Genomic DNA, 25,017 nt, shown 5'->3' with positions numbered 1-25,017 from the left:
CCGTTCGTTCAGTTGTCAATACTGGGAAGCGACAGGGTTTAACTGCTTATCAATCCATTCAAGAAGCTCTCTCTATTGATGGCTCCCTTTTTTCCCCTAGTTGAGCAATTACAAAAACTCTATCATTTTATTATAAAATGCTCTCCAATCATGTGGGAGCTATCTGGTATTTTATCGAGCATTACAAGGCTTCTTGACGCCTAAAAGTGTTAAGGATTTTTCCTTGCTATGCACAAGAACCCAAAAATTTAAGTTTGGTAACGGAACTTTCCGCGGCCTCTTCAGCTAATTAAATCCGAACAAATGTGGAATTGAGGACAGTTGGTAGCAGGAGTGCCTCACGAAATCAACAACCCCGTAATTTTACTTTACGGCAAAATAGTTCATGTTAATCAAGATGTTTTAGATTTATTCAACCTGATTGAAGTTTACCAGACCTACTCTCCAGGATTCGCAGCCTAACTATCATAAAATGTAAAATATATTGAGCTAGATTTTATTAAAAATGCAGAAATAGCGTAAATCCTGTTGAGCAGATAGCAGGTCTAAAAGGGTTTATCTAGTTTCAATAAATTATATTATTTATGTAGGGGCTAATTTCAGACAGCCCCTACATCATCTTTGCTCCCACTAGCTTATTTTTGCAGCGGATTGAGTTTCGTAACCGAGCTTTCCTTGGCATCTTCAGCGCTATCTTTCAGGAAAGCAGAAGCATCCTTAACGGCGGCGCCTACTTTCTCTAAAATATTGGCATCGGGTTCGCTCTGTCCGTCTGGCGCTTCTAACAGAGTTTTATCTCCGCCTAGTTCGAGGTCAAACTTGTCCGTTTCCATCGGTGCAGAACCCGGATAAAGCAGCCTTGAGGAATTAGATTCACCGGTAGTCGCAGCCAGCAGACGATCGCCCACGATCGACAAATCAGCCCGATTCTTTTCTGCTTTAGCAGGCGATTGATTGACTTTAGGGTCACTAGACATTTGATAATTCGTGTATCCATCTCCACCGGCCTTGTGGGGGTTATTCATCCCTCCCATTTGAACAGGAGGATTCTCAGGCCGAGCACCTCGAACATCGCCGGCATTGCAAGCGGTGCTGGTAAACAGCAGCACACCTGCCATAAATACAGTCAAAAATTGAGTCAAAAATTGACCGATACGCAGTCTTTTAAAAAAAGCAGTTACAGTGTTCACAAAATTTTTCCGATTCTTTACTACTACTTGTCAAGAGTAAAAATAAACTCCCCATGCCTGCCTCTAACGGCGGTAATATTTTCCCACTAATTGCTATCTATTTTTTTATAACTTTAGAGGGATTTAAAAAGCGCGATTGCCTTCGAGAGATTTTTTTTGGTAGGACTAACACGCTGGTATATAGAAACCCGGTTTTTTTACCTGGTTTCTAGAGAAAGTTCGGTTGAGAAACTCGCGTACCCGACGGAGAAAAAAAGGGCGGAGGTAGTTTCAAAGCGTAGTCTTCGGGTGCGTGCGTTCCAATCATTGATGACAAAAGCTTTTCTGTTTTTGACCACGCCCAAAAACGGATACTTGCGAACGACTCTTGCCGTGGAGTTAGAAAAAGTTTAGACTCTTGTTCAACCTCCCCGATTCATCTGTGGAGTAAACCTAATATCTAAAATCTCCAATCCACTCACGCACCCTACCAGCTACTAACCTCAGAACCCTACTGCTAATCTGGGAATTTTTCGACTTTCGCTTCAGCTTGCAAAGTCAGCACACCAGCTTCCACATTTAGCTGCTGAATTCGCAGGGACATTCCCTCAATTTCAAAATTTCGCAAGTTTAAAACTTCACCAGCTTTGTCGGCCAAAGCTTCAGTTAACTCCGGCGAAAATTCGTTGTTTTCAGGATACTCGACCTGCTGAAGAGAAATTGCCCAACCGCCCGCTGCGATCTCAGGTTTTGCTGTGAAATAAATCTTTTCCGTGGAGGCAGTTTCCCGTACCAATACCTCAGCATTTAAAGCGATTGTTCCGGTTAGCAATTTGCACTCAATAGTTTTAACGTCTATTGTCTGCTGTTGTCCGTCAACAGTAACTTTTAAGTTTTTGAGTTTCCTGCTGATGTATTCGGAATTAAAAGCGCGGTTGATATCACTTTCTGTTAAAACTGCGCGCGCGCCACCGAAGGCAGGCCCGTTCATTTCAATTTTCCCGAACATAGCGCTCAGGGGATTGACAGCAATATCCTTGACGTGGATTTGCAATTCTTCTACGCGCAAATCTTGCTGCATTACCAATCCTTTGCCCTCAACGGCAACGGCCTCTACTTCTCCCTGGGCTAGCTGGCCAGGATCGGTGTTAACTGTGACAGACAAAGTTTCGGATTCGTCTAATTTGCTTGCAATAGCAATCTCTGCCACTTTGTCGATCGCCTGTTCCCCTAAACTTCTATTTTGTTGAAGCACGCTCAGAATTCCTAATAATATTGTTCTAAAAATAGTAGTTAATACTTAAGTCATTTACCGTCTTCCTCTCGGCAGGTTTCTCGTCTGAAAAAAACTCAGCCAAAGACAGAGGGTTTCTAGAAAATTGCTAAAATTAATCAGGTACTCTTCGGCGCACTCTACATTGACTCGGTGGCGAAGCGGTGAAAACTCAAAAACTCGGATTTTTGCCAAAAGTCTTTTCTAGAAGTTCGATCGCCCGCTACAATAAGTAAGAGCCGGCACCGCTTTTTGCAATGAATTCAGAATCAACTCTCGCCAGACTACAAGCTACACTTCCCGACGGAAAACTGCCTTCTAGCTACGGGGTATACTTCAAAAACACCCTAGTAGCCCTATGTCACGCCCTAGAAGACCACATTTTGCAAACCAGTGGCGGGGACAAAAGCGAACTCCAACCCTTAGTTTTGGTAACGTTTCAGCAGGGTAAATGGTATTTACAGGAAGCCGATCGCTACCTAGATATTGCTAAGGCCTCTCGGCGCGTTGTCATCGGTGCAGTAGCCGACAGCGGTTTCGCTACCCACAAAACCGGGCAATTAGAAAATGTATCTTTAATAAATCTCGATGAGAACGACCCCGTAATCGAAGAATGGAATTTAATCATCCTCGCTCCGACATACAAAGCAATGGTGCTTTGTCGCGAACTTTCAGCCCAGGAATACTTGCCCGAGGGCAAGCCCGAAGTAGATACAGAACGAAAGTTCTACGGTTTGTGGTCGTTTGACCAGTCTTTGGTGTCGGCTGCTGCAGAAATTTTTATAGAACAGACGCGACATTACAACGCTCCCCTGGCCGACAGTTTGCTGGAAATGTACCACGAAATCCTGGCTACCATTGGCCCCCCCTTGGCGGACATTAGTGGGGTGGTATCGCGGATAGTCACTTACCTGCAAAGTTCTCAGCAGCAAATGGTAGCAATTAACCGCCAAACCCGCGAGTTGTGGGAATTGGAAGGTCAAGCTTTGCGCGTCAGCCGCAATTTGAACGCTAACAAACTTCAAGCTTTTCTGCGGATGGCGCAGCGCGTGGACGAACGCGATACCGCAAATCCTACAGCGTCTTTGCAGGTGGCGGCTTTGTCGGAAACTTTGGGTCAACTGCTGGATTTGCCGGCTTTGCAGTTGCGGAGGCTGCGGCTGGCTGGATTGCTATTTCGAGTCGGCTTAGTTTCGGCCCCGAATGAGGTGTTCGATCGCACTCCCGATGCTTTCGACGCAGCAACTTTCTCATTTTGGCGCGATCGCAGTTTCATTGGTTCCCAACTGCTGCAAGCAATGCCGGAAATAGCACCTGTGGCGGAAATTGTCAAGCATCAACTCGAATATTGGGACGGCAGCGGCCGACCAGAGGGTTTGCGAGCCGAAACCATACCCGTTGCTTCGCGGATTTTGGGCTTGGTCGCTGATTTTCAAGAATTGACTCAACCGCGTGGCGATCGTCCGGCTTTGAGTTTGAGCGAAGCTTTGGAACAGTGCCGCGAACTGTCTGGCACTCGCTTCGATCCGGCTTTGGTGGAAACTCTCAGCAACGTCGTCAGACTGGCAGAAATGGGTTTGATGCAGTTACCGAACCGCCCGAGCCAACTGCCTAACGTGTGGTTGGAGGATTTGGGCGATCGAACGACCGCAGCAGCTCCGGCCCTATAAAATAACTGGATTGGTTATGGGCGATCGGTAATTGGTAATTGGGAACTTGTACAGAGCTTGTGCTGAGCGTAGCTGAAGTGCCTAGCCGAAGTATTGGGCATTTAAAACTCAGCACAAAATCTTTTCCAACACTACAAAAAATCAGCCTGTGCTTGCTAAGCGCACCCTACCACTGGGAGTTTTAGCAGCAGCCTGTGTGTGCGCTAATGACAAATGACTAATGACTAAAAACTAATGACTAATGACCTCGAAGCCATACGAAAAGGCAAAATTTTGATGTTGGCCGGCACTGATTTAGCCGGCAAAGACTTAGCGGGAGCCGAGCTCGCGGGTGCTAACTTGTCTCAAGCCAACTTGAGTGGAGCTAATCTCGCCGGCGCTAACTTGCAGCGGGCCGTATTGCGAGCCAACCTCCGAGGCGCTGACTTGAGCGGCGCTGATTTGCGAGGCGCAGATTTTCGGAATGCCGATTTGCGGGGAGCTTCCTTCGCTAACGCTTTAGTCCGCGACGCAAGTTTTGGGGGTGCTTTTTTGACGGGGGCATCCATCGGCAATTTGGATTTGAGCGGTGTCGATTTGCGGGGGGCCGATTTGCGGGGCGCTGCTTTGGCTCGGGCAATTTTGCACTCCGCCGATTTGAGCAATGCCAATTTGTCCGGCGCTGATTTGTCAGGAGCTGACTTGGAAGAAGCGATCCTGAATGGAGCCGTACTGCGCGGCGCTAACCTGACGGGGGCTAATTTGCTTTGCGCCATGATCGAACAAACCCTTTGGGATGGAGCGTTGCTCGATCGCGCCTGTCTCCAAGGCACCCCCCTGAGCCTTTAAATTTCAACAATGTTGTTTTGAAGACAGACACAAAACAAGATCTGCTTATGAGGTGAATAAGCACAAGCGATTTTTACATTTCTTAATATGAGGTTATAATGGCGACTGTAGATGAGCAAACGAATAAATGGTAGCAGCTTTGTTTAGCGGTACATCCTTTCAAGGTCAAAGTGGCGATCGCCTTGTTAGTAAAGTAGCAGGAGCTGCGATCGCGGCCTTATTCAAGCGTTCTGAAAAGGCCGAAGCCAACATCCGAGTCGAACCAGTAGCCAAACTCTTGCAGGGAAGCATCGACGGTTTCGACTTCGTTGGCAAAGGTATGTTGATGTACAACGGCCTTCGCATAGAAGTGATGGAACTCTACCTGCAAGCAGTCTCAATTGATTTTGGGGCGATTTTTTCAGGTCAAGTGAAATTGCGGCAGCCTACCCAGGCAAATATGCGAGTAGTCTTAAGTCGATCGGATTTAACCACCTCATTCAATACACCTTTTGTAGTTGAAAAACTCCAGAAGCTGAAGTACCAAGAGCAATCTCTGCACTTTCAAAACACTCAAGTCAGCTTCGGAGCCGACAAATCAATTCGGCTTCAGTCCGAAATTACCGTAGGCGATGCCAGCGAACCGGTCAACATAGATATTACAGCTCAGTTGCAAGTAGAAGACAGACGCAAAATCCAATTTGTCAGCGTTACTTACGGCGGTGACGGGCAAGCAGTAGACTTGGGCCAAGCTATAATTGCCCACGTAAATAACTTGCTAGACTTAGACAAATTTGCCTTAGAAGGCACTCAACTGCGAGTAGACCGCTGCCGAGTTCAGAACGACGAGCTGGTTTTCTACGGTTGGGCTGGTATCGAACAGTTCCCCAAAGGCAAGCGCTAAACCTCAGCAGGCTGAGGTTTGCCCACCCCTCTAGTTTGGAAAAAGAGCATTTTTCAGTTAGCAAACCACCCGCACCGGCGGGTTTTGCTTTAGATGTTAGATGGGAGAAAAAATCTAATATCTAAAATCTCGCATCTAAAGTCGATCGACCCAAAATCAGCACTGAGATTGATTCGAGCGGGCAAATTATTTTGATACATTTAAATAATAAATTAAACCACCCTCAAGAATAAAGATGCTCGGATTTTATTTATTTTGTATCTACGTTGCAGTCTTGTCCGTGTTGGCCGGGCCGAACCACCGCCGGTCTGAGAAATGGTGGGTAGAAATTGTCACCGATTTGCCCCACTGTACCTACTACTTTGGCCCCTTTGACACCGACAAAGAAGCTTCCAGCAATACTCCAGGCTACATAGAAGACTTGGAAAGCGAGGGAGCCAAAAGGCTTAGCATCCGCATTAAACGGTGTCAGCCTTCGCATCTGACCATTTGCGAAGAGGAAGTCTCAGAAAGTGTAGCGATTTAATGATTTTGAGTTTTGAGTTAACTCAAATCTCAACAATAAGATAAAAAGGCTCTTTTTCTAGTCCTTGCCTTGCGGACTTTGTATGTCTAGCAGTGACTTACAGCCACCCAGCTTAAAACTCTTCTCCACCGAAATGCTGATTTTAGACAGCACCAACTCTCAAAAATTACCTGCGTCAAATCAGCACTAAGGACGAGCCGATCGAGTTATTTGCCCGGATAAGTTGAGAAGAGTAAAAACTACTCAACTTGTTGCAGAGGTGAATTATGTTTGAAGTTTATATGTTCGGTCTGTTCTTGGCGGCGGTTTCGATACTGACTCAACCGATGGCCAGCAGTAGAGGTCGCGAGTGGTGGGTGGAAGTTGACACAGATTCGCCCAAGCACACCTATTACTTTGGCCCCTACGACAGCAAGGATGAAGCTTCTAATAACACTAACGCCTACATCACAGACTTGGAAAAGAAAGGAGCTAAAAACATTAGCATCAACATCAGGCAAGGTCGCCAACCAAGTCAGCTAAAAGCTAGCGAAGAGTCTTGAGAAAGTGGAATGCTCAACTATGAATAGGTTGATCAACCTAAATCTACTCGGGCGCGGGTTCACCAATATCGATGAGTTCAGAGCCAGGATATTGGTAAACCCGTCTAAACCCAAGGGATGATTCGCTCCTGTTCCTAATTTTGTTTGCTACCAGCAATGCAAGTTTTTTCAAAGTAGCGCTTGGTTTAAATTGCTCCGGGGATTAAAAGTGCGATTGGCTTTGATTTTTTCATAGCATTCCCGTTCTACAGTGCTAATTTCTTTCGGTGGCACGATCGCAATTTTTACTAACAAATCAGTCCGCTCGTCTTTCTTGGGTTTCGGCCATCCTTTGCCCCGCAACCGCAAAGACTGACCTGAACGAATCCCCGCTGGAACTTTCACCGTGATCATACCTTCAGGCACCGGCACTTCAATTGAAGCTCCCAACACCGCTTCGTCGGGAGTTATCGGCACTTCGCAAACCAAATTCTCTCCTTCAAACTGGAAGAAAGCATGAGGCAAAACTTCTAATTTTAGGTACAAATCTCCCTGCTGCTTGGTGTACGGGTCAACTTGACCTTTGCCTTTTACCCGAATTTTACTGCCGGTTTTCACTCCTGCTGGAATCGAAACTTCGCCCGTGGCGACTCGCTTAGAAGTTCCCCGAAATGCTTCTCCCAGAGTCAGGGAAATGGCGACCTCGGTGTCGAGAGAGCTGACTGCGGTGCGGTTTTCGTACCCCGCGAAATCTTCAAATCCGCCAAAACCTGTGGGCCCGCCACTGCTGGTGCGGTAGTTGCTGTAATTCCACTTGGCGTTGCGGGCACCACTAGCACCGGGGCTACCTGCGCGGCCTAGCAAGGCATTGATAAATTCGTCAAAACTGCCGTACTGGCTGAAGTCAACGCCGCCAAAGTCTACAGTCGTACTGCCGCCGCCTGGCCATCCGCCTGGAGTTGTGGCAGCTTGCTTCCAGTATTGACCGTATTGGTCGTATTTTTTGCGTTTTTCAGGGTCTGAGAGCACTTCGTAAGCTTCGTTTACTTCTTTAAAACGAGCTTCGGCTTCTTTGTTGCCGGGGTTCATGTCCGGGTGATATTTGCGGGCTAGTTTGCGGAAAGTTTTTTTAATTTCGTCAGAACTGGCAGTTTTGTTGAGTCCCAAAATAGCGTAATAGTCTTTAAAATCTGTTGCAGCCATTAAGCCATCCCCTCTTTATTAGTTGTTATTTGTTAGTTGTTAGTTGTTAGAAAGAATAAATCCCAAATTAGCCGCAGGATGGCGCATTAGTATAATGCCAGGAGCCGAAGTGCCTGCGGCATCTCATTCAAATTATAGGTTATCAAAGGTTTGGACTCGATCGAGTTCGGTTGTTGCTTGGCGTTCGATCGCAATTTCCGCACTCCGCTGCTGTTTAAGATTTTATAGCATTCGGCTCTCTCGTGCTGACGGGAGCCGGAGCAGCCGCCTGTAGAAATGCTTTTGGCATTCGACAGCAAAAACAATGCTTTCATCAATTAAGGAACGTCCTTACCCTATAGGCCGTTGCTATACCTGTGAGCTTTGAGACGCTGAAACTCCTGCGGCGAAAACTTTTAGGGAGTTATGAGGGTTAGGGCTTTCGGGAGGTGGCAGCCCGGTTGAGGTGAGGGGGCGAAAGCTTTTGCTGTGGCGGGCGCGAGCCCAGGAGGGTTAAGTGGCGCGGACGATCGAGCTTTTTTTGGTCTTTTTTTCCGGGGCGCGGTGCGATGGCTACGCCCCGGCTTACGCCTACGAACTTCTCGGTATGAGCTTTATCACCCAATCGAAATCTTAGCCGGTTTTCATCAGCAAGTTCGATCCCATCTGCTGTCTGAATTGTGAGTATATAATACCCTAAACTGCGCCGTTCTTACACAAAATTTCTAGATATTTTTTATTCACCCCAGACCACTACTATAAATTTTTTTTTCAACCTCTGAAGAGATTTAAATCCCACTAATATAACATAATTCCTCCCCTGTCTGTTAGCTAAATCACACACTTTTATAAAACATTAAGATAGGATAGTAGAGTGATCAGCTTTTAACGCTACCAGGGTGCTAACATTATGAATTATTTGCTAAGTTGGCCTTGTGGCTGCTGCGACGATTGGAAAGAGAGTTCCGAGAGTTCTGTTGTACTCAGAAACGGGCAGCGCATTTGTCAGTCCTGCTACCAGCGCAAATACAAGAATCAGAAGCTAATCGCCCGACGCAGGCGAGCGGACATATCTGTATCACGGCAGACAGTAACAGATACTGTCGCTTATTAATAATGCGCGAGCCTTTGAATAAAGCCAAGTATTTCGACAACCTCGCATCAGCGGTGGGAATTAATAATCAACCAAAAAAAATGAATTTCGTCATCAGTCATCAGTCATCGGTCATTGGTGATCTGTCACTAATTTACTTATTTATCATCAGTCACTTGCTGAGAGGTAACAGATTTTAACTGAAAAAACTAATGACTGACGACTAATGACTAATGACTAATAACTAAATGATAGTTCCATCAGGAATCGTGGCATTTTTCAGAACTACGATAATGCCGCTGCGGATGTAAAAACCTTGGTTTTCGCGGTTGGCTTCTTCCACTCGGTCTTTATTAATTATTTGAACATTGCGGCCAATGCGGGCATTTTTATCCACAATCGCGCGGCGAATTGTAGTATCTGCACCGATACCGAGGGCGACGCCGCCGTTGTCCAAACTCGAATGCCGTTCGGCGTCTGGTTCGTAGAAGTCAGCACCCATGACTAGAGTGTCTTGAATCGTACATCCAGCTTCAATGCGCGATCGAACTCCCAAGACAGAATGGTCGATCCGGCACTGTTTGAGAATGCAGCCTTCAGCAATAATCGATTCAGTCACGTGAGTATCTAAAAGCTTAGTCGGCGGCAAGAAACGCGGGCGAGTATAAATCGGCGCATTTTCATCGTAGAAACTGAAAGGTGGCTGAGGCTGTTTTGTCAGAGCCAAGTTAGCTTCGTAAAAAGCCTCAATGGTTCCGATATCTTCCCAATAATCGTCAAACAAATAAGCTTGAACGTTGTGGTCTTTTGCATTATTCGGAATAATCTCTTTACCAAAATCAGTTTGGTTGGGAGATTCTTTCAGGAGTTTAATCAGAACTTCTTTTTTGAAGACGTAAATCCCCATCGAAGCAATGTAAGGACTTTCCTGAGCCTGCTGCGCTGTCAGTCCCAGTTTAGTAGTATCCACCTGCATTTGTTTGAGCGCATCGCCTTTTGGCTTTTCGCTGAAAGAAACAATGCGGCCGGTGTCGTCGATTTTCATCAAACCAAAATCCGAGGCCCGCTTCTCGTCCATTGGCAAAACCGAGAGGGTGATATCGGCGTTGGTTTCGCGGTGTCTGTGCACAAACTTCTGGTAGTCCATGCGGTAGAGGTGATCGCCCGAAAGAATCAAATATTCGTCAACGTCCCACTCTTCTAGCAGCCAGAGATATTGGCGAACTGCGTCGGCTGTCCCTTGGAACCAGTTGGGGTTTTCCTGAGTTTGCTGGGCGGCTAGCACCTCGGCAAATCCCTCGGTGAAGCCGGAAAACTGGTAGGTGCGAGCGATGTGGCGGTTGAGGGATGCCGAGTTGAATTGGGTGAGGACGTAGATTTTGACTATTTCGGAGTTGATGCAGTTGCTGACAGGAATATCGATGAGGCGATATTTGCCTGCGAGGGGAACTGCGGGTTTGGCTCGCAGTTTGGTTAGGGGGTAAAGGCGGGTGCCTACACCGCCACCGAGGATGATGGCTAAAACTTTTTTCAAGGAACTTTCTCCCTAGGGTCGATTAACTCTCCAAGTACAGTGTCGGACGGTGAGGGCTTCTTGACAAGGGGGGGGAGCAAGGAAGTTTTGAGTTTTGAGTTTTGAGTGGAGTCGCTTACCCACAAACCGGGTGGTTTAATCCAAATACTTCTTCAAACCCTCAATAAGAGTTAAAAAAGCCGATTTAGAAGAGTTGGAGTGTATCCGGTGCTGGAGTTAGGGCTTGTGAGTTGTGAGTTAAAATACCCCTCAATCAATAATGGATATTTAAAAAAGTTGGGAGTTGTGAGTTAAAACACCCTTCAATAAATAAGGGCAGTTTAACAAAAGAATAAGGTTCGGGGTTTTGGCTGTTAATTACAAGTTTTTTGCGTAAATTCCCCGTTTTGGCAATTTCTCGATCAAGGCTCATGGCGCTGTTATTGTTTTTCAAGGCAGGTCGATGATCGCACCGCCACGCCCGCTGACGCTCTGTATAGGCTCAAAGCGCGCTCTGGTTCTGCTTGAGTTTGAGTTTGATCCGGTTTTTTTTGCTGGCGTTCCTGTTATCTGAGTTGATCCGACTCCACAGCACTCAGGAAGCGCCGCCCGCCGGGACGATAAATTTCTAGGTAGAGTCAGTTTTCAATCTTAGATTGACTGCAAATTTGTGTAATTTTTTACAATTTGTCGCTCTACAAAACTTGATAAAATGTCTATTCTCTACCAAAAGTTAGATACCCTAGAAACCTCTGCTACTGTAGCCTAAGCCGTAAAAGCTAGAAAAAGTGTATGCAAATTCAAACGCCGGACTGGGTTAAACACGCGGTATTCTACCAAATATTCCCCGATCGCTTCGCCAAAAGCAAACAGCCTCGCAAACGCCTGCTGCAAAACTTCATGTGGGAAGAATGGCACGCAATCCCCACCCTGCAAGGCTACAAAGGCGGCGACTTGTGGGGCGTGATGGAACAGCTAGACTACTTGCAAGACTTAGGCATTAACGCAATTTATTTCACCCCCATATTTCAGTCTGCCTGCAATCACCGCTACCACACCCACGACTACTATCAAGTCGATCCGATGTTGGGTGGCAATCCGGCTTTTAAAGAGCTTCTAGACGCCGCCCACGATCGCAACATCAAAATCGTCCTCGACGGCGTATTCAACCACGCCAGCCGCGGCTTTTTCTTCTTTCACGACATCCTCGAAAACGGCCCCCATTCTCCTTGGGTGGATTGGTTTAAAATTGAAGGCTGGCCACTATCTGCCTACGACGGCAATTTTCCTGCTAATTATGCCGGTTGGGATGGGAATCGAGCACTTCCTGAATTTAATCACGACAATCCCGAAGTGCGAGAATACATCATGGAAATCGCAGAATATTGGATTAAATTCGGCATTGATGGCTGGCGGCTGGACGTTCCTTTTGAAATTAAAACCCCGGGATTTTGGCAGGAATTTCGAGAACGAGTTAAAGCCATTAATCCCGAAGCTTACATTGTTGGCGAAGTTTGGGAAGATGCGAGAGAATGGCTCGACGGTACTCAGTTTGACGGGGTGATGAATTATCTTTTTGCTGCGCCGACTATTGCTTTTGCAGCGGGCGACAGGGTAGATTTAGCTCAAATTGAAGGTCGTTCTTACCATCCCTATCCGGCGCTTTTTGCTAAAGAGTACGGCGAAAAAATTCAACAGGTTTTGGAACTGTACCCGTGGCCGATACAGCTAACTCAACTTAATTTGTTGGCCAGTCACGATACCGCGCGGTTGCTGTCAATTGCTGGGGGCGATAAAGCTAGCGTCGAACTCGCAACTGTGCTGCTGTTAACTTTTCCCGGAGCTCCCAGCATTTACTACGGCGATGAAGTTGGTTTACCCGGTGCTCTAGATCCCGATTCTCGTCGCGGTTTTCCCTTAGAAGCTCACTGGGAACTTGATGTTTTAGATTATCACAAGCAGTTGATAGCTTTGCGGCACAAATACGCGGCCCTCCGCACTGGATCGTACCAAGTTCTGTTTGCTGAGGGAACGGTTTACGTTTTTGCCCGAATTTTGGGGGATGAGGAAATAGTTGTTGCGGTCAATGTCGCGACCGAAGCAGCTAATATTAGCTTTGAGCCAGCTAATTTGAAATCTCCTCACGAGAAATTGCTGTTCGGTAAAGGCGAGTTTGTTTGGAAAGGTGACGGGGAGACTCGCCTTTTAGAATTGATGCTGCCGGCACGCTCTGGCTTGATTTTAGGTTCGGATAATTAGTTTAAAATGTAGGGTAATCTGCTCCCTGTAGGCCTACATTTATAGCAGTAAGGTGCGCGCCTACATTTATAGCAGTAAGGTGCGCGCCTACATTTATTGGTGATTTGCCCCGCATATTCTAAATTTATTAGAATTTATTATAGGCATCAGGTGCGCCTAGCGCACCCAAAATTTATCAGCGAAAATAAAACTTTTATTCTCCTGCAACCATTGCTGGTAGTAGCACCGAATCAATGATATGAATGACTCCATTGTCGGCAAGAATATCTGAAGTGAGAACTTTAGCATCATTCACTTTAATGCCGTCAGAAGTATCAATTCCCACCACAGAACCTTCTACTGTTTCAGCCGAACTTAACTCAAGCAAATTCTCAGTTAGTACCTCGCCAAACAGAATGTGATAAGTCAGAATTTTCTTGAGTTTGGGTATGTCTTCCAGCCAAGACGTAATAGTGTTCGTAGGAATTTTGGCGAATGCCTCGTCAGTTGGTGCTAAGACGGTGTAAGGGCCCGGACTTTGCAATAAATCTAACAAACCAGCAGCTTCAATAACAGTCACGAGGGTTTTGAAAGAGCCGGCATTGGTGGCAGTCTCGACAATATCTGGCATGATGTTTTTCAGGAGTGCAAATAGCAGAAAATAAATCTGGGGCGACGATCATTTTAGCAATTTACAAATAGCAGAAAATGAATCGGAGGGATGATGATTATTTTACTTATTGTAAGTTATTTGGGTCGCCGGTCTTGATGGCTCGGCGCGATCGAGCTTTTGGGCTTATACTTGGGTCGCCTCCTCCCCCTTGCGGAAAAACTGCTTTAAAATCTCTCCGGGATCTCTGTCCCAGGTGTCGATATGTTCGTAAATTAACCCGTCTTTATCCAGTTTATAAGTAGAGTAGCCGTTAAAAAAAATCCGAGCTTTCCAGGGAACCCGCAGTGTCCCGCGAACAGTCCAATTTGCCACAATAGTATCATGGGCTGTCTGACCTACGTCGTGCAGGTCGAAGTAAATCTCGTTAAAGAATAGCTGCCCGTGAAATCGCAGAGTCCAAAAGATAATGCGATAGTTGATTTTTCCTTTAAATTTGTTAACAGGGTCTTGAAAATAAACATCTTTTGTGTAGATCTCGTAGGAGATGTCTTTCTCAAACAGCGTCGGGAGATCCGCTTTCAGGGTGTCTACTGCTTGTTCTACCTGCATTTGATATTCGATCGCGCTCAAACTACCACCTTGTGACAGTATTAATTTATAACTTTAAATGAATAATCTCGATCGAGAGCGGGAGGAGAAAAAAATTGATACTTCATCCAGCTCTAATATTACCTCTAATTATATTGTCCGCGCCGGCCTTTCTGTCGGCCCGGACTTGCGACATCGAAACCTTGGCACAGATTTGACAGAACACCCCCACTCCTCTGACATTCTCGCACAAATCAACAGCGGTAAGCTGTTGATGGTAGATAGCCGTCGCCGGAACGGCCTAATTTTGATTAAACGTTTCCACGCGGAGTTTGCCGGGCCTGGGGCTGCCGTTGGTGGCGCTTTTGAGGTTGACTCTCAGCAGGCGATTCCGGTGGGCGATTTTTGTTTGGTTTGCCCTCAATCTCCCGAAGAAATACAGAAAGCTTTTGGAATTCGGCGGCAGTGGGTGCGGTTAATGGAACAGTTAACGGCAAAGCCGGCAGCTTTGGAACGCGCACAAATGGTTTTAACTCAGTTTGAACAATATTTGGATTGGGAAACGGTGGCACAAATTCCTGATGAAGCTTTGGCACTTTTAGTAGGCGTATTTCCCCAAACCATTCGCACAGCACGGCAAGGAAATGATCAGTTATAAATTGGTGTAGATACCTTATGCTGCGATCGCGCTGCTACAAGCTCCACTCGGCATTCTGCAAAACGACTCGATAGCCATCTGGGTCTTCAAAGGTAACTCCATCTTTGTCCCAGTAGGGATTGTAGGAGTTTACAGGCTCAAATCCCATTGCTTTCATTCGCTCAACAGCCTGCTGCCATTCTTGTTGGTTAGGAAGGTAAAAGACGATTAGATTGTCTTGAGTTGGAGCGCCACCTACAATATGTCCTCGTTGATGGATGAATTCAAAGTGGTGGCTTTCTCCTGGCATTCCAACCATTACTCCGTCAAAACCTTCATGGTTCTCAAAACGATCGAGGATTTGCAGCCCTAAACCCTCTGTGTAAAAATGAACAACTCGATCGAGGCAATCCGTTGGACGAGCAACCCGTAAAACCTTTCCTTGAAGCATATATATCTTCTCCAAAGTTATTTTTGTGTTAAGCAGAAACTGGATACCGAATATTATGAGTTGTCAAAAATTTCTCCTATTCGATCGACTGTTCGCTGATTTTCATCGGGACTGCCCACCGTAATTCGCAAACCTCCCCCGGTGTGCCGAATTAAAGTACCTCGATCTTTTAGCTGCTGCATGATTTGTTTGTGTTCCTGTTCGGCAGATTCGCCATCGCCAGCTTTCACCCGCAGGTAAACGAAGTTAGCCGCACTCGGCCAAACTTGCAATTTTTGATGCTGAGTTAGCGCTGCACTTAATTTGGCTCTTTCTGATAGAGTTTCGGGAATGGTTGCTAGCAATAACTGCCGCTGCGCTAAGGCTAACTCGGCTGCTGTTTGGGATAAACTGGGAAGGTTGTAGGGGAGACGGATTTTTTCTAAGGCGGCGGCGAGTTCGGGATGGGCGATCGCATATCCGACTCTCATTGAGGCTAGTCGAAATGCTTTGGAAAATGTCCGCAAAATTATCCAATTTGGGTGATGGTGCAATTGGTATGCTAAAGTGTTTTGGCTGAATTCAAAATAAGCTTCGTCAATTACTACTAATATTTCTGACGGCAAACTTTCCAGCCATTCTATTTCATTTGCTGTCAAAACATTGGCTGTGGGAGAATTGGGATGAACGACAAAGACGACGCGCACGGGGGGATTTTGATTTTGGTCAATCGCCTTTTTAGCCGCCTCGATATCGATTTCAAAATTCTCCTCTTTCCGCTGAACACTTACAACTGGAATGCCGAGGGTTTGGGCTATTATTCCATACATCGAAAAGGTGGGATTCGCTACCAAAATAGAGCCTTGGCTACCTAAACAAGTAGCTATTAAGAGCGATCTAATTAGTTCGTCGGAACCGTTTCCCACAGAAATATTGTCGCCTTTAATGGCTGTTTTTGGCAGTGTAACCCCCCCTAGCCCCCCCTTGTTAAGGGGGGGGACTTTTAGGGATTCATTGACGTATTGGGCGAGATCCTCTTTGAGGGCTGCGTGGCCTCCGTCGGGATAGCGATTTGTCTCAATTAACTGCTGGTAAGTCCAAGCTAGCTTTTTTTTTAATTCCTCTGGCAAGTCGTAGGGGCATTCGTTGGTGTCGAGGCGATCGAGTACACTTTCCGAGTGCGCTGATTCTCCTGACGCGCCCCCCGGATGGGGAGTGTATGCGGTAAGTTCGGCTAAATCTTTTCGGATAAATGGAAGCATGGTATAATTTACTACTTTTTATTTTAGATAATTTGCTTACAAGCATCTGAACTTAGCATAGAGCTTGTTCTATCTCGAAAGCAAGAGGAGAGGCGGGATTTAGTTTCTGTCGATCGATTGATGCGTCGGCTGTGGCAAATTGATACTTTTGATAAAGTAACTGCTGATATTTGGAGACCCACTATGAAAGTCAAGCCTTCCGCTCTATCTAAAAATACCGCTGCTACGCTAATAGCTTTGAGTTTGGCTGTTCTCCCTTCAGCTATGCCTGCCTCAGCTCAAACGCAGTCAGCTCCGGCACAGAATAATACTGATTCTAATGGAGTTGTTTTAGACAGAACTCCCCTTCAAGAAAGCAAGGAAGACAACAATCATTGGGGTGCTTTGGGTTTGTTGGGCATCCTCGGTTTGGCTAATCTGTTTCGCAAGGACGAACCCAAACGCTACCGCGATCCAATGGGCGAATAATTGTTTAAACGGCGATCCTCTTCGAGGGCTCCGCTACCGCACAAGCCAAAAACCAAATCAACATTGGTGGATTCAGAAACCGGGTTTTTTACTGAAAGACTGGATTATTACCTTTAATCCGAGCAAAAAATCCGGTTTCTTTGATATTGATGGGCATTTTTGCCACCAAGTTTACTCAATCACGCCACAAAGCAATCCCGCCCAATAAACCGCTCACATTTGGTACTATTTTAACCTGTGGCGGTAACTCAAAAGCAATCTTTTTAGTATTGCCACCGCCGATGTAAATGCGATCGCAGTTAAAGAGATTTTGCACAGAGGTGAGCGCTTTTTCTAGACGGCGATTCCATCTTTTAGAACCGACTGTATCTAATGCCGATCGCCCTAATTGCTGTTCGTAAGTTTCCCCTTTGCGAAACGGGTGATGTCCTAATTCTAGATTTGGCACCAAGATACCATCGACAAATAAGGCAGAACCAAAACCGGTGCCAAGAGTAATTACTAATTCTACCCCCGTCCCAGCAATTGCTCCCAATCCTTGAATATCGGCATCGTTAGCCACTCGCACAGGTTTTCCCAAGCGATCTTTGAGAGTAGTTTGTAAGTCAAAATCTATCCAAGACGGATCTAAATTCACTGCGGTTTTGATGACACCTAGACGCACGACGCCGGGAAAACCGACGGATACTCGGTCAAATTCCCCTTGTCCGCTGGCTAAAGAGGCGATCGCCTCTAGTACGGGTTCCGGTTTCGGTGGTTGAGGCGTTTCTAAACGGCTACGTTCCGTTTGGGGTTCGCCTTCATTGTCCAAAACCATAACTTTGATGCCACTTCCGCCAATGTCAACGGCTAAGGTGCGAGTCGATCGATCTTGTTCAGTCATTTGAGTGTTAAGACTTGCAAGTTGGTCAAATTTTAATTTTTGAATTGGCAAAACTTTTGAATCGCTTCCCACATTTCCGCTAGGACATTTCCCAAAGAATGATCGTCTTCTAATTCGATTAATTGCACCCAGGGACGGTTAGCGGCAAAATTTCTGCTAGCTTGAACCGGTATTATTGTATCATGCTGACCGTGAAGGATTAACGTAGGGACTGACCGCATTAATTTTTCTTCAGGGTATTGAGCCATATCTGCCAAAAACTGATAATTCAGTGGCAGATAACGCTGTTGACCGTAGTGGTAAACGGGCAAATATTTCTCAGACTGCCACTTTTCTAACTGTTGCTGTCCCAACAGTGGCAGCCAGTGGGAGATAAAGTCAAAAGCCGGTGCTAACAAAACTATTTGCTTTACTGACAATTGTCGCTGGGCCAACCAAGCTGCTGTCAGTCCCCCAAAACTAGACCCAATTATGGTGACTCCCCCTATATTTTTTACATTTTCTGTTGGAGATTGGGAGGATTCGCTTGACAAAAAGTCTGTTTCTATTTGATTTAATTGGCGGGTGAGAGTGAGCCCCGAAAAATCGTTTTGATTGAGATCAGGAGTTTTTAGGTCAATTCCTAGGTAAGAAAAGCGATCTCGGAAATATTTAGCCTTCGCTGAATCGGGACTTGAAGCAAATCCATGTAAATAAATGTAACTCGAATCGTTCTGTAGATTCATCCAGAAAATTTTATGAGACTTCCCAACTAATTATTTTAACTTAATATGAGTTATTAATTAAAAAACTTAAGACCTTAACTCAAAGAAAATATATACTGATATTCGGAAGAGATTAAGGAGTTGCAGGGATTTAAATTCTATGCTTTTAGCCAATACTCCGAACCGTTTTTAAGCAGCCAGAGTACCCTAAGACAAGACTGAAGGAAGGTTAGGGTGATTTAAAATCTAATCCGGGTCTAAATCTAACTTATCAATAAAGGTACAAAGTAGGTGTTTATTGAATTCCAGACGTTTATAAGAACAGATTGAAAACACAAACGACTTGGCAGATGAATAGACAACTATAGAGCAATGGTACTGAAAAAGTCTCAATCACCTAGCCTGTTTACTTTTTAAGATAGAGCGAGGTTCCTGCATTCGAGGATACGGCTTCGGTTTGTGTTTCAACACCCTTGGTTCGGAACGATCGGGTCGCATCATGAGTAAATTAGTTGCGACCTGCTCCAACAGAAATTGATGCCATTGTCGCTGTTGGTGTTTTCCTGTAGCTGCCAACAGCGTCAATAACTGATTAAACTGCTGCCGAGTTGATTGGAAGGAGAGTTGAAAAGCTGTATGTTCTGACGAAGATACGGCCTGCCACATAATGGTACGTAATAAAGTGTAAGCCAATAAGTGTGCCCAGATATCTTTTCTGACCATTGCCGGAGTTTTAGCTGTTAACATCTCCATTTTTTTTCGTTGTTTTAAGATGGCGGAGACTGACTTCAGCAGCTCCCCAGCGAAGTCCATATAACAGAGTTAATTTGTGAACAGTGTAGCGTTTGGCGTCCAGTAACGTTGTGACTACAATAATACGCTCTTGTCGAAAGCCACGGCGTTTAATTCGCAAGCAGACTTCCCGAACGATAAAATTAGATGGTAATTCCTCAAAATCCTCAGTACTCATGTGTTTGGGACAATGTGGGGGCTTATTCCAGACTACTTGATCGTCACCAATTCCCAACTTCTTACCCCGTCGAAAGTCGGTCTTACGGAGATGATTTTTCCGAAAAACAGCGTCTGCTCCCTGCTGTTTTACCAAAACTAAATCGACATAATTGCCATAAGCTCGATCGGCTAATATCACATCGGAGGGAACTAAATTCGCATACAACAGGCGGCTCATCACAATCTCGCTCGTCGCTTTCGGAAGCAATACCAGCCGATACCACTGCACCTGTGAGCAATGAAAAGAGTACTACCATTTTTGCAATCGGAAATCCACACCCAGTTTTTTGATTGCTGTGTTGCGGATACTCGGCTTGATTAGTAGCAGTATCACTCATGAGCACAGTTGTTCCGTCTAGAACCCGTACCGAGCGCCCACACCATTTTTTTCTGTTGGAACTTGCTTTTCTAATGCCTCTGCCACTATGGGTACTAACTGTTGGACAAATCTTTCAGGTAGTCGTTGACGAGCTTTACTGTATGCCCCCGTGTCTGAAGAAGGAGGCTTGGCTCCGGCTACACTCAACCAGGTACTCATCCGCTTGACCGCTTGACTCAAACTTTTGTCTGGATCTAGTATCTGGGATACCATCGCCCATAAGGTCACTATCGGTGTATAGACGCTGCTGTAATATCTGATATTCTCCAGGGCAAGAAGCTCTTGGACTTTAGAGTCTGGTAGCAATTCTTTCCAGGGTAAGGCGACACTCTGTAAAAATTGTTGCTTGAGAATAGACGCACGATTGGGCATACTAGAGAGAGATATTTGGGTTTGTAAGGCAATTATCCATGCAGATATTGCCTTACAGATTTTTTTTTGCTCACTTTTTCAGTGCCATTGAACTATAGAGTTCATGTTTTGCTAAATTTAAAGCAATAAGACTGGCATTAAAATGAAAATCAAGCCGTGGTAAATGACGATCTTGAAAATCCCAAAATCCCGTAAATTGCTTGGCATGACTAACAATAACTTCAATCGGGAAACGAGCCTGATAATATTCAACAATTTGCTCATGGAGTAAATGAATATCAGTGCTAAATAATAAAGCATTTTTGATTTGACCATTCGCTTGAACATCAGAGAGACAAGCCCAACTAATTTGGCAATTCAAACAACAACTCGCCTACTACTAATGTATATAATGAAACTCCCGGTTTTATGTATTTAACAAAATTAAGACGACTCAGATCTTGGCAGTCAACCTTACCATCATATTTTCGAGGAGCACCCAGTTTCTTTTGTTCACCTGTATAGATATAGCGTAGGTTAGCATCAACTCGCTCGCCAATAAAGTCTAAATTTAACTCCCGCACAGCCTACCAGAATTTAGAGCGATAATAATAGCCATTAGCCACCAAATAACGTACAGAACTTGGTCAGAAACAACGAGTATTCTTCAAATGTTGTCCCTAGTCATCAACTCTTGTAATATCAGGCTTTGAGCTTTGAGACTTCGGTTTTTTGCGAGATTTTTTTGACCAGCAATTCATGGGATTTGGGGGCAGTTTTTTCACGGGCTTTATGTGAGGGCGTGATGGAGTTTGTTGTACGCTTAAGCTATAAGATAAAGGATTCTCAATCTCGATAATATAAATCACAGAAATTTCCAACCCCTGTTCCGATTTACCCGCTACACCCTTATAAAAGTAAGCCTTACCGTCAGCTTTTTTGCCACTTTTTCTTAAAAAAGAACAATCAATAACAGCAATGACTGTGTGTTCGGGATTTAAGGCTTTTTCGATTAAATATAGATTAAATTGTGGAAATTTAAAGCTTTTGAGAAAGTGACGACGGTAGGTTTTTTCGCTCAAATAACTATAACGACTGAGATTCGTCGTGAAGGTGATCTTGCCTTCTTACTAGCAAAATAGTTGAGAATAAAGTGATTAAAAACTTCTTGTGGGGTTGACCAGTCCCTGGCATTTGTTGTAAGATGGATTCCATAATATTCATAAGGCAATCTGTTGAGCTTGTGTGTTTTTATAGCTTAACCGAAAATAGGGTCTTTTTTTCTGTTTATTTTGGGTTCAGATTGCACTCACTTTTTTCACTTCTCTGCTGTATTGCGTAAGGGTTGCTTGGCGAAGGCATCGCATCCCTATTTAAAAATAGTCCGGAGTATTGTCAACACTTGATGTCATTATTTTATATATCTTTTTATTTTAATTAGGTTTTTAATTGTATTTTTAGCATACTAGGTGATGAAAAAAAAATCTACTTTATTTCAAGCAATAGGATGGCTATGTGCGATCGCACCCACCCTAAAAATCAACACTCTCTTCACCAATACTTCCGAGTTCCCCGCTACCCAGAAACTCTTCCTCCTCTACTTCCTCACTGCCAGACTCGAAAGTTTCCACCACAAACGGTAAACCAGCCGCCATCAAACCCCGTTGAATCAGTTCCGACGTTTCGTCAAACAAAACAAATAGCGGATGAACAGCCTCAGCTTCATCGCTGTAAATATGTCTGTAGCGGTGTGGCATCACCCATTCGTAACCTTTATCCAGCCAAACCTGAGACTGCCGCCAGCGGCCGAGCAACTCAGAAAACTCTTCGCCCGGACGATGAATGAAAATCAAAATTTCCACTCCAATTTTAACTTTCCATTCAGGATCGCACATCAAAATCGCCAAATCGCAGGGCAAACAAACTGCCTGTCCGGGCGATATGCTAGTGCCGCTGCTTCCGGCATAAGAAACCCCGTCTCGCAAGCGCGCAATGGGCAAAGGAATTGTGATTAAACTCTCATGGGCGCGGCGGATACTCGGAATCATTTCCATGTAAACCCGATATTTTTTCAGCAGGGCGATCGCGGCCGAAGATTCGGTGTACTCTGCTAGTAAAGTCTCGTAATGTGATTGTTTAACAGACATTTTCAAACCAAAGAATAAGTAATTATTAATTGCTGCTAATTGCTAATCGATCGCTTCTCGTTACCAAGAAGACCCCATGTGTGACAACTTAAGCTCAAGTTCCCCGAAGAGGGGAACTTGAGCTTGCCTCCTGGCCTTGGTGTGTAACGCGAACAGCGATTGAAGCATCGAGGGCTATGGGCTACAAATGTTTAGAGAATGCTTACAGCCTTTTTATTTACAAGGTTTGAGCCATTTGCCGTCTCAAGATTAACCCCGAGACGATGCCTCTTTGTCATTTTATGCCGCTCGCCTCAACTTCATCTGAGCCAAAAAGGTAATCTGGTCTGTAAGGTGTGACTCTGGGAGCCACAGGGGAAAACGACGTACTATAAATCCAGATCATATTCGCCATCGGAATGTACCAGGTCGCCTCAACTGAAGTGCTCGCAGGCAGATTGCAAAAATTGCTCTCTCCCCTAGTCTATAACCAACTAGGCTATGACCAGTTGGGATTAAGGTCGCCGACACTAGGTTTACCTTTGATGATGGCCGCAGTGTTAACCTTGCATAACTTAGCGGTGGAAATTTTCTTGCAATCCTTGATGGACTACGCGGCCAAGCCAGAAGCTTACCAGAGCAGTCTAGGTGAACTATTGCCCACCTACCCAGAATTCACCGGGTGTGTGTTCAACCCACATTCCGCAGATGTGGGTCGGATTTTTTTATCTGTTGTGAAAACTTGGAAGCGAAACGCTTTTGGGCTGAAATTATGCAGTTTTAGCATTACAGAAGCTTGTCAAATTTTCCTAAACTAAGTAAGTTGAAATAATTGACTTTTTCTCATATATTCATGTTGCTATTTTATCGTAATTACTCATATTTTGAAGCAAGAAAACTTATGTCAAGAGCAAATTTTTTTGACTAATTAATGAAAATTATTCACAAATATCTACACCTCGCTCTCAATCGTTATTCACTTGAAAATATTAAATAGTATTGACAGCAATACTCTCCTAAATGCCGCAAAATATCTTGGTGCTCTTGGGTTAAATTGCTGACCTGATTCGAGCCATTTATCGTCACTAAATGCACGGCCTGAAACATCTGAAATATCCAGCGCATTGTTGGCTTATTGGTCAATTTTTTTACCTGATTCTTCACTTGCTCATTGGTAGCTTCTAATTGTTGTCTCAATTTCCTTTGCGCTAGGTTATACACGCTTCATACACAGTCCCATTATCATTCCGATTGCTTCAACTCGCTCCGGCTTTTTCACGAATACGCTGGCAGTAAAAAATAACGGATATTTGATAAATCTAAATCCTCTCTCATTACTTTGCTGCGCTTTGTATTCCGATAATACCTGTGAATGGCTCACTGCTTTAGTATCTAAGATATTTGTGGCTAATATAAATCTCCCAGCTTTGACTTTTTCCGCTTCAATTGCTGAAATTAGGCGTTATATTTCACCCGTTACTTGATAGACTCTTGTTTGTGTCCTGCTCGATTTTTTGAGCTTTTTTTTGTTGTTTTAACTGGTTTTTCTTGGGATTTTATTTCTGTTATTTGGTAATATTTTCATGAGTCTGATAACTTTTTTAGGGCAATTTATGCATCGGCAATACAAGCAAAGTTTTGTATGGATAGTTTACGCAGTGAGGCTTTGGCTGATTCTAACTGTTTCTCTAGTTGCTTGACTATTTTTTTAAGATCTGCTTGTTTTCTGATTTTACTTTCTATTACTACCCATCTTTGCTTGATGTTGGCATAGTCACTGGTTCTGGTTGCTATTTTATAGCCTTTTATTTGAGAGTCTTCCCAGTCACTATCTTCAATGTTGCAGATTTTATTGTGAGCTGATTTGATGCTTAATGGCACTCTGGTTATCCATTTCATTTCTGCCATTGCTGACAAATTTTTCGCTGTGTATAAGGCACTATCTGCTACACAGATTCCGTCAAATGTCCACTGATTTTTAAACTCTTTCAATCTTGACACAAAGACACTTTTATCGTCGGCGTTTCCGTCATCTATTTTGAGATATAATGGTACGTCTCCATCTCCACTTACGATCGGATAAATGATAAATTGTTTGAGGTTCGGTCTTCAATCTTTTGAATAGCCATGAACGATTTTTATGGTTTTCATGGAAGATTCTGTATCTTCAGATTCTGCCTCAACTTCCTGGCTTTTTCCCTGACAGTTTTTGTATGCTCCTTCTACTGATATTGAACTGCTATCTAGGTGAACGCTTTTCATTAATACTTGAAATTTCATCGCTGCTTTCAGGGCAATTGCCGTGAATATTTTTGTGGTTCCAGCTTGATGATATTTGTCTAAAGCTCTCCCGATTCTGTCATAATTTAATTGTTCGGGTGTCACTCCTTCTCCAATTAGATGTTCTGTTGCTTTTCCCACAAAAAATGTGTCAAATAGGTAGATTGGGGCGCTCAAAAATCCCAATCCGTTCAAAATCATTGCTTTCATTACTTGTCCTGGACTGAGGGTTTCTTTAATTTTTATTCCCACTTTTTTGTTAACTTCTTCTACCAATTCCATTTCATCTATGATCCCCGCTACTATTCCCAAATGGTCTAAATTTACGATATTTATAACTTCAGAGGGCTTTTTCATAGTTTTGAAGGTTGCTATACTGGCACAAATTA

General features: G+C 44.5%; 25 protein-coding genes and 2 pseudogenes. 11 read left to right on the top strand and 16 right to left on the bottom strand.

The annotated features are described in order from the left end of the window. The first annotated feature begins 321 nt into the window (after positions 1 to 321). Entirely contained in the window at positions 322 to 462 is a 141-nt protein-coding gene (locus NDI35_RS25930; RefSeq protein WP_445315236.1) for a hypothetical protein, read from the top strand. Positions 463 to 635: 173 nt separating this feature from the next. Here the strand turns inward: NDI35_RS25930 and NDI35_RS25925 are convergent, their stop codons facing one another. Together NDI35_RS25925 and NDI35_RS25920 are read right to left on the bottom strand one after the other, a co-directional pair. Beyond that, positions 636 to 1,190 (bottom strand): DUF6658 family protein, encoded by a 555-nt coding sequence (locus NDI35_RS25925; protein WP_445315235.1) that lies wholly within the window; start codon positions 1,188 to 1,190, stop codon positions 636 to 638. A gap of 496 nt (positions 1,191 to 1,686) precedes the next feature. Then, the gene (locus tag NDI35_RS25920; protein WP_445315234.1) at positions 1,687 to 2,424 is read right to left on the bottom strand and encodes an LmeA family phospholipid-binding protein; all 738 of its coding nucleotides are present in this window, start codon (positions 2,422 to 2,424) and stop codon (positions 1,687 to 1,689) included. 275 nt (positions 2,425 to 2,699) lie between these two features. On the opposite strand from NDI35_RS25920, the gene NDI35_RS25915 reads away from it, so the two are divergent. From NDI35_RS25915 to NDI35_RS25895, 5 genes are all read left to right on the top strand, one after another. Continuing rightward, positions 2,700 to 4,112, top strand: a complete 1,413-nt coding sequence (locus NDI35_RS25915; RefSeq protein WP_445315233.1) for an HD domain-containing phosphohydrolase — start codon at positions 2,700 to 2,702, stop codon at positions 4,110 to 4,112. A 234-nt stretch (positions 4,113 to 4,346) separates the two neighbouring features. Beyond that, positions 4,347 to 4,940 (top strand): pentapeptide repeat-containing protein, encoded by a 594-nt coding sequence (locus NDI35_RS25910; protein ID WP_333048746.1) that lies wholly within the window; start codon positions 4,347 to 4,349, stop codon positions 4,938 to 4,940. A gap of 127 nt (positions 4,941 to 5,067) precedes the next feature. Then, positions 5,068 to 5,823, top strand: coding sequence for an LmeA family phospholipid-binding protein (locus tag NDI35_RS25905; protein ID WP_445315232.1), 756 nt, complete (start codon positions 5,068 to 5,070; stop codon positions 5,821 to 5,823). 235 nt (positions 5,824 to 6,058) lie between these two features. Continuing rightward, positions 6,059 to 6,349, top strand: coding sequence for a DUF1816 domain-containing protein (locus NDI35_RS25900; RefSeq protein WP_445315231.1), 291 nt, complete (start codon positions 6,059 to 6,061; stop codon positions 6,347 to 6,349). Between the two features lie 266 nt (positions 6,350 to 6,615). Next, the gene (locus NDI35_RS25895) at positions 6,616 to 6,891 is read left to right on the top strand and encodes a DUF1816 domain-containing protein (protein ID WP_333170822.1); all 276 of its coding nucleotides are present in this window, start codon (positions 6,616 to 6,618) and stop codon (positions 6,889 to 6,891) included. Between the two features lie 168 nt (positions 6,892 to 7,059). Here the strand turns inward: NDI35_RS25895 and NDI35_RS25890 are convergent, their stop codons facing one another. Then, positions 7,060 to 8,073: a DnaJ C-terminal domain-containing protein gene (locus NDI35_RS25890; RefSeq protein WP_445315230.1), complete on the bottom strand. Its 1,014-nt coding sequence runs from the start codon at positions 8,071 to 8,073 to the stop codon at positions 7,060 to 7,062. 86 nt (positions 8,074 to 8,159) lie between these two features. Continuing rightward, positions 8,160 to 8,387 (bottom strand): hypothetical protein, encoded by a 228-nt coding sequence (locus NDI35_RS25885; protein ID WP_445315229.1) that lies wholly within the window; start codon positions 8,385 to 8,387, stop codon positions 8,160 to 8,162. Positions 8,388 to 8,962: 575 nt separating this feature from the next. Between NDI35_RS25885 and NDI35_RS25880 the strand changes: the two genes are divergently transcribed. Continuing rightward, the gene (locus tag NDI35_RS25880; RefSeq protein WP_445315228.1) at positions 8,963 to 9,166 is read left to right on the top strand and encodes a hypothetical protein; all 204 of its coding nucleotides are present in this window, start codon (positions 8,963 to 8,965) and stop codon (positions 9,164 to 9,166) included. Positions 9,167 to 9,389: 223 nt separating this feature from the next. Here the strand turns inward: NDI35_RS25880 and NDI35_RS25875 are convergent, their stop codons facing one another. Next, positions 9,390 to 10,679: a glucose-1-phosphate adenylyltransferase gene (locus NDI35_RS25875; RefSeq protein WP_445315227.1), complete on the bottom strand. Its 1,290-nt coding sequence runs from the start codon at positions 10,677 to 10,679 to the stop codon at positions 9,390 to 9,392. A 771-nt stretch (positions 10,680 to 11,450) separates the two neighbouring features. Here NDI35_RS25875 and NDI35_RS25870 point away from each other — a divergent pair. Further along, positions 11,451 to 12,917 carry a glycoside hydrolase family 13 protein gene (locus NDI35_RS25870; protein ID WP_445315226.1) on the top strand — a complete coding sequence of 489 codons (1,467 nt, stop codon included), beginning with the start codon at positions 11,451 to 11,453 and terminating at the stop codon, positions 12,915 to 12,917. 193 nt (positions 12,918 to 13,110) lie between these two features. On the opposite strand, the gene NDI35_RS25865 is transcribed toward NDI35_RS25870, so the two are convergent. Beyond that, positions 13,111 to 13,527 carry a fasciclin domain-containing protein gene (locus NDI35_RS25865; RefSeq protein ID WP_333215488.1) on the bottom strand — a complete coding sequence of 139 codons (417 nt, stop codon included), beginning with the start codon at positions 13,525 to 13,527 and terminating at the stop codon, positions 13,111 to 13,113. Between the two features lie 165 nt (positions 13,528 to 13,692). Continuing rightward, the gene (locus NDI35_RS25860) at positions 13,693 to 14,118 is read right to left on the bottom strand and encodes a C6orf136 family protein (protein ID WP_445315237.1); all 426 of its coding nucleotides are present in this window, start codon (positions 14,116 to 14,118) and stop codon (positions 13,693 to 13,695) included. A gap of 58 nt (positions 14,119 to 14,176) precedes the next feature. On the opposite strand from NDI35_RS25860, the gene NDI35_RS25855 reads away from it, so the two are divergent. Further along, positions 14,177 to 14,755, top strand: a complete 579-nt coding sequence (locus NDI35_RS25855; protein WP_445315225.1) for a hypothetical protein — start codon at positions 14,177 to 14,179, stop codon at positions 14,753 to 14,755. A gap of 34 nt (positions 14,756 to 14,789) precedes the next feature. Here the strand turns inward: NDI35_RS25855 and NDI35_RS25850 are convergent, their stop codons facing one another. Both NDI35_RS25850 and NDI35_RS25845 read right to left on the bottom strand, forming a co-directional pair. Beyond that, entirely contained in the window at positions 14,790 to 15,185 is a 396-nt protein-coding gene (locus NDI35_RS25850) for a VOC family protein (protein WP_445315224.1), read from the bottom strand. A 53-nt stretch (positions 15,186 to 15,238) separates the two neighbouring features. Further along, entirely contained in the window at positions 15,239 to 16,426 is a 1,188-nt protein-coding gene (locus NDI35_RS25845) for a histidinol-phosphate transaminase (protein WP_445315223.1), read from the bottom strand. A gap of 183 nt (positions 16,427 to 16,609) precedes the next feature. Here NDI35_RS25845 and NDI35_RS25840 point away from each other — a divergent pair, with 183 nt between their 5' ends. Beyond that, entirely contained in the window at positions 16,610 to 16,894 is a 285-nt protein-coding gene (locus NDI35_RS25840; RefSeq protein ID WP_445315222.1) for a WGxxGxxG family protein, read from the top strand. A 175-nt stretch (positions 16,895 to 17,069) separates the two neighbouring features. Here the strand turns inward: NDI35_RS25840 and NDI35_RS25835 are convergent, their stop codons facing one another. The 6 genes and pseudogenes from NDI35_RS25835 to NDI35_RS25810 all read right to left on the bottom strand — a co-directional run bounded on the left by NDI35_RS25835 (position 17,070) and on the right by NDI35_RS25810 (position 22,369). Then, complete coding sequence (locus tag NDI35_RS25835) at positions 17,070 to 17,777, bottom strand: ROK family protein (RefSeq protein ID WP_333181998.1); 708 nt, start codon at positions 17,775 to 17,777, stop codon at positions 17,070 to 17,072. Between the two features lie 32 nt (positions 17,778 to 17,809). Further along, positions 17,810 to 18,502: a YqiA/YcfP family alpha/beta fold hydrolase gene (locus NDI35_RS25830; RefSeq protein ID WP_445315221.1), complete on the bottom strand. Its 693-nt coding sequence runs from the start codon at positions 18,500 to 18,502 to the stop codon at positions 17,810 to 17,812. Positions 18,503 to 18,874: 372 nt separating this feature from the next. Further along, positions 18,875 to 20,243 (bottom strand): annotated as a pseudogene (locus NDI35_RS25825) (IS4 family transposase). A gap of 70 nt (positions 20,244 to 20,313) precedes the next feature. Further along, a complete protein-coding gene (locus NDI35_RS25820) occupies positions 20,314 to 20,604 on the bottom strand; it encodes a hypothetical protein (RefSeq protein WP_445315220.1) in 291 nt (96 codons plus the stop codon). A gap of 298 nt (positions 20,605 to 20,902) precedes the next feature. Continuing rightward, positions 20,903 to 21,304: a hypothetical protein gene (locus tag NDI35_RS25815; RefSeq protein ID WP_445315219.1), complete on the bottom strand. Its 402-nt coding sequence runs from the start codon at positions 21,302 to 21,304 to the stop codon at positions 20,903 to 20,905. A 450-nt stretch (positions 21,305 to 21,754) separates the two neighbouring features. Then, positions 21,755 to 22,369, bottom strand: a complete 615-nt coding sequence (locus tag NDI35_RS25810) for a hypothetical protein (protein WP_445315218.1) — start codon at positions 22,367 to 22,369, stop codon at positions 21,755 to 21,757. 398 nt (positions 22,370 to 22,767) lie between these two features. On the opposite strand from NDI35_RS25810, the gene NDI35_RS25805 reads away from it, so the two are divergent. Continuing rightward, on the top strand, positions 22,768 to 23,166 hold the full coding sequence (locus NDI35_RS25805) for a hypothetical protein (protein WP_445315217.1): 399 nt from the start codon (positions 22,768 to 22,770) through the stop codon (positions 23,164 to 23,166). Between the two features lie 154 nt (positions 23,167 to 23,320). Here NDI35_RS25805 and NDI35_RS25800 read toward each other — a convergent pair. Then, positions 23,321 to 24,985: pseudogene (locus NDI35_RS25800) on the bottom strand (IS1634 family transposase). Positions 24,986 to 25,017 lie beyond the last annotated feature (32 nt).

This window comes from Microcoleus vaginatus FACHB-2002 (genome assembly GCF_040004035.1).
Lineage (GTDB): Bacteria > Cyanobacteriota > Cyanobacteriia > Cyanobacteriales > Microcoleaceae > Microcoleus > Microcoleus vaginatus_C.
Note: the sequence above shows the minus strand (reverse complement) of the source record. Positions and strands in the feature narration are given on the sequence as shown.

Bases quoted from the DNA above. Each gene is read 5' to 3' on its own strand.
- NDI35_RS25900 (WP_445315231.1), top strand. From the start codon at position 6,059: ATGCTCGGATTTTATTTATTTTGTATCTACGTTGCAGTCTTGTCCGTG.
- NDI35_RS25885 (WP_445315229.1), bottom strand. From the start codon at position 8,387: ATGAAAGCATTGTTTTTGCTGTCGAATGCCAAAAGCATTTCTACAGGC.
- NDI35_RS25915 (WP_445315233.1), top strand. From the start codon at position 2,700: ATGAATTCAGAATCAACTCTCGCCAGACTACAAGCTACACTTCCCGAC.
- NDI35_RS25860 (WP_445315237.1), bottom strand. From the start codon at position 14,118: ATGCAGGTAGAACAAGCAGTAGACACCCTGAAAGCGGATCTCCCGACG.
- NDI35_RS25910 (WP_333048746.1), top strand. From the start codon at position 4,347: ATGACTAATGACCTCGAAGCCATACGAAAAGGCAAAATTTTGATGTTG.
- NDI35_RS25880 (WP_445315228.1), top strand. From the start codon at position 8,963: ATGAATTATTTGCTAAGTTGGCCTTGTGGCTGCTGCGACGATTGGAAA.
- NDI35_RS25810 (WP_445315218.1), bottom strand. From the start codon at position 22,369: ATGTCTGTTAAACAATCACATTACGAGACTTTACTAGCAGAGTACACC.
- NDI35_RS25895 (WP_333170822.1), top strand. From the start codon at position 6,616: ATGTTTGAAGTTTATATGTTCGGTCTGTTCTTGGCGGCGGTTTCGATA.
- NDI35_RS25835 (WP_333181998.1), bottom strand. From the start codon at position 17,777: ATGACTGAACAAGATCGATCGACTCGCACCTTAGCCGTTGACATTGGC.
- NDI35_RS25805 (WP_445315217.1), top strand. From the start codon at position 22,768: ATGTACCAGGTCGCCTCAACTGAAGTGCTCGCAGGCAGATTGCAAAAA.
- NDI35_RS25850 (WP_445315224.1), bottom strand. From the start codon at position 15,185: ATGCTTCAAGGAAAGGTTTTACGGGTTGCTCGTCCAACGGATTGCCTC.
- NDI35_RS25890 (WP_445315230.1), bottom strand. From the start codon at position 8,073: ATGGCTGCAACAGATTTTAAAGACTATTACGCTATTTTGGGACTCAAC.
- NDI35_RS25865 (WP_333215488.1), bottom strand. From the start codon at position 13,527: ATGCCAGATATTGTCGAGACTGCCACCAATGCCGGCTCTTTCAAAACC.
- NDI35_RS25845 (WP_445315223.1), bottom strand. From the start codon at position 16,426: ATGCTTCCATTTATCCGAAAAGATTTAGCCGAACTTACCGCATACACT.
- NDI35_RS25840 (WP_445315222.1), top strand. From the start codon at position 16,610: ATGAAAGTCAAGCCTTCCGCTCTATCTAAAAATACCGCTGCTACGCTA.
- NDI35_RS25905 (WP_445315232.1), top strand. From the start codon at position 5,068: ATGGTAGCAGCTTTGTTTAGCGGTACATCCTTTCAAGGTCAAAGTGGC.
- NDI35_RS25830 (WP_445315221.1), bottom strand. From the start codon at position 18,502: ATGAATCTACAGAACGATTCGAGTTACATTTATTTACATGGATTTGCT.
- NDI35_RS25855 (WP_445315225.1), top strand. From the start codon at position 14,177: ATGAATAATCTCGATCGAGAGCGGGAGGAGAAAAAAATTGATACTTCA.
- NDI35_RS25870 (WP_445315226.1), top strand. From the start codon at position 11,451: ATGCAAATTCAAACGCCGGACTGGGTTAAACACGCGGTATTCTACCAA.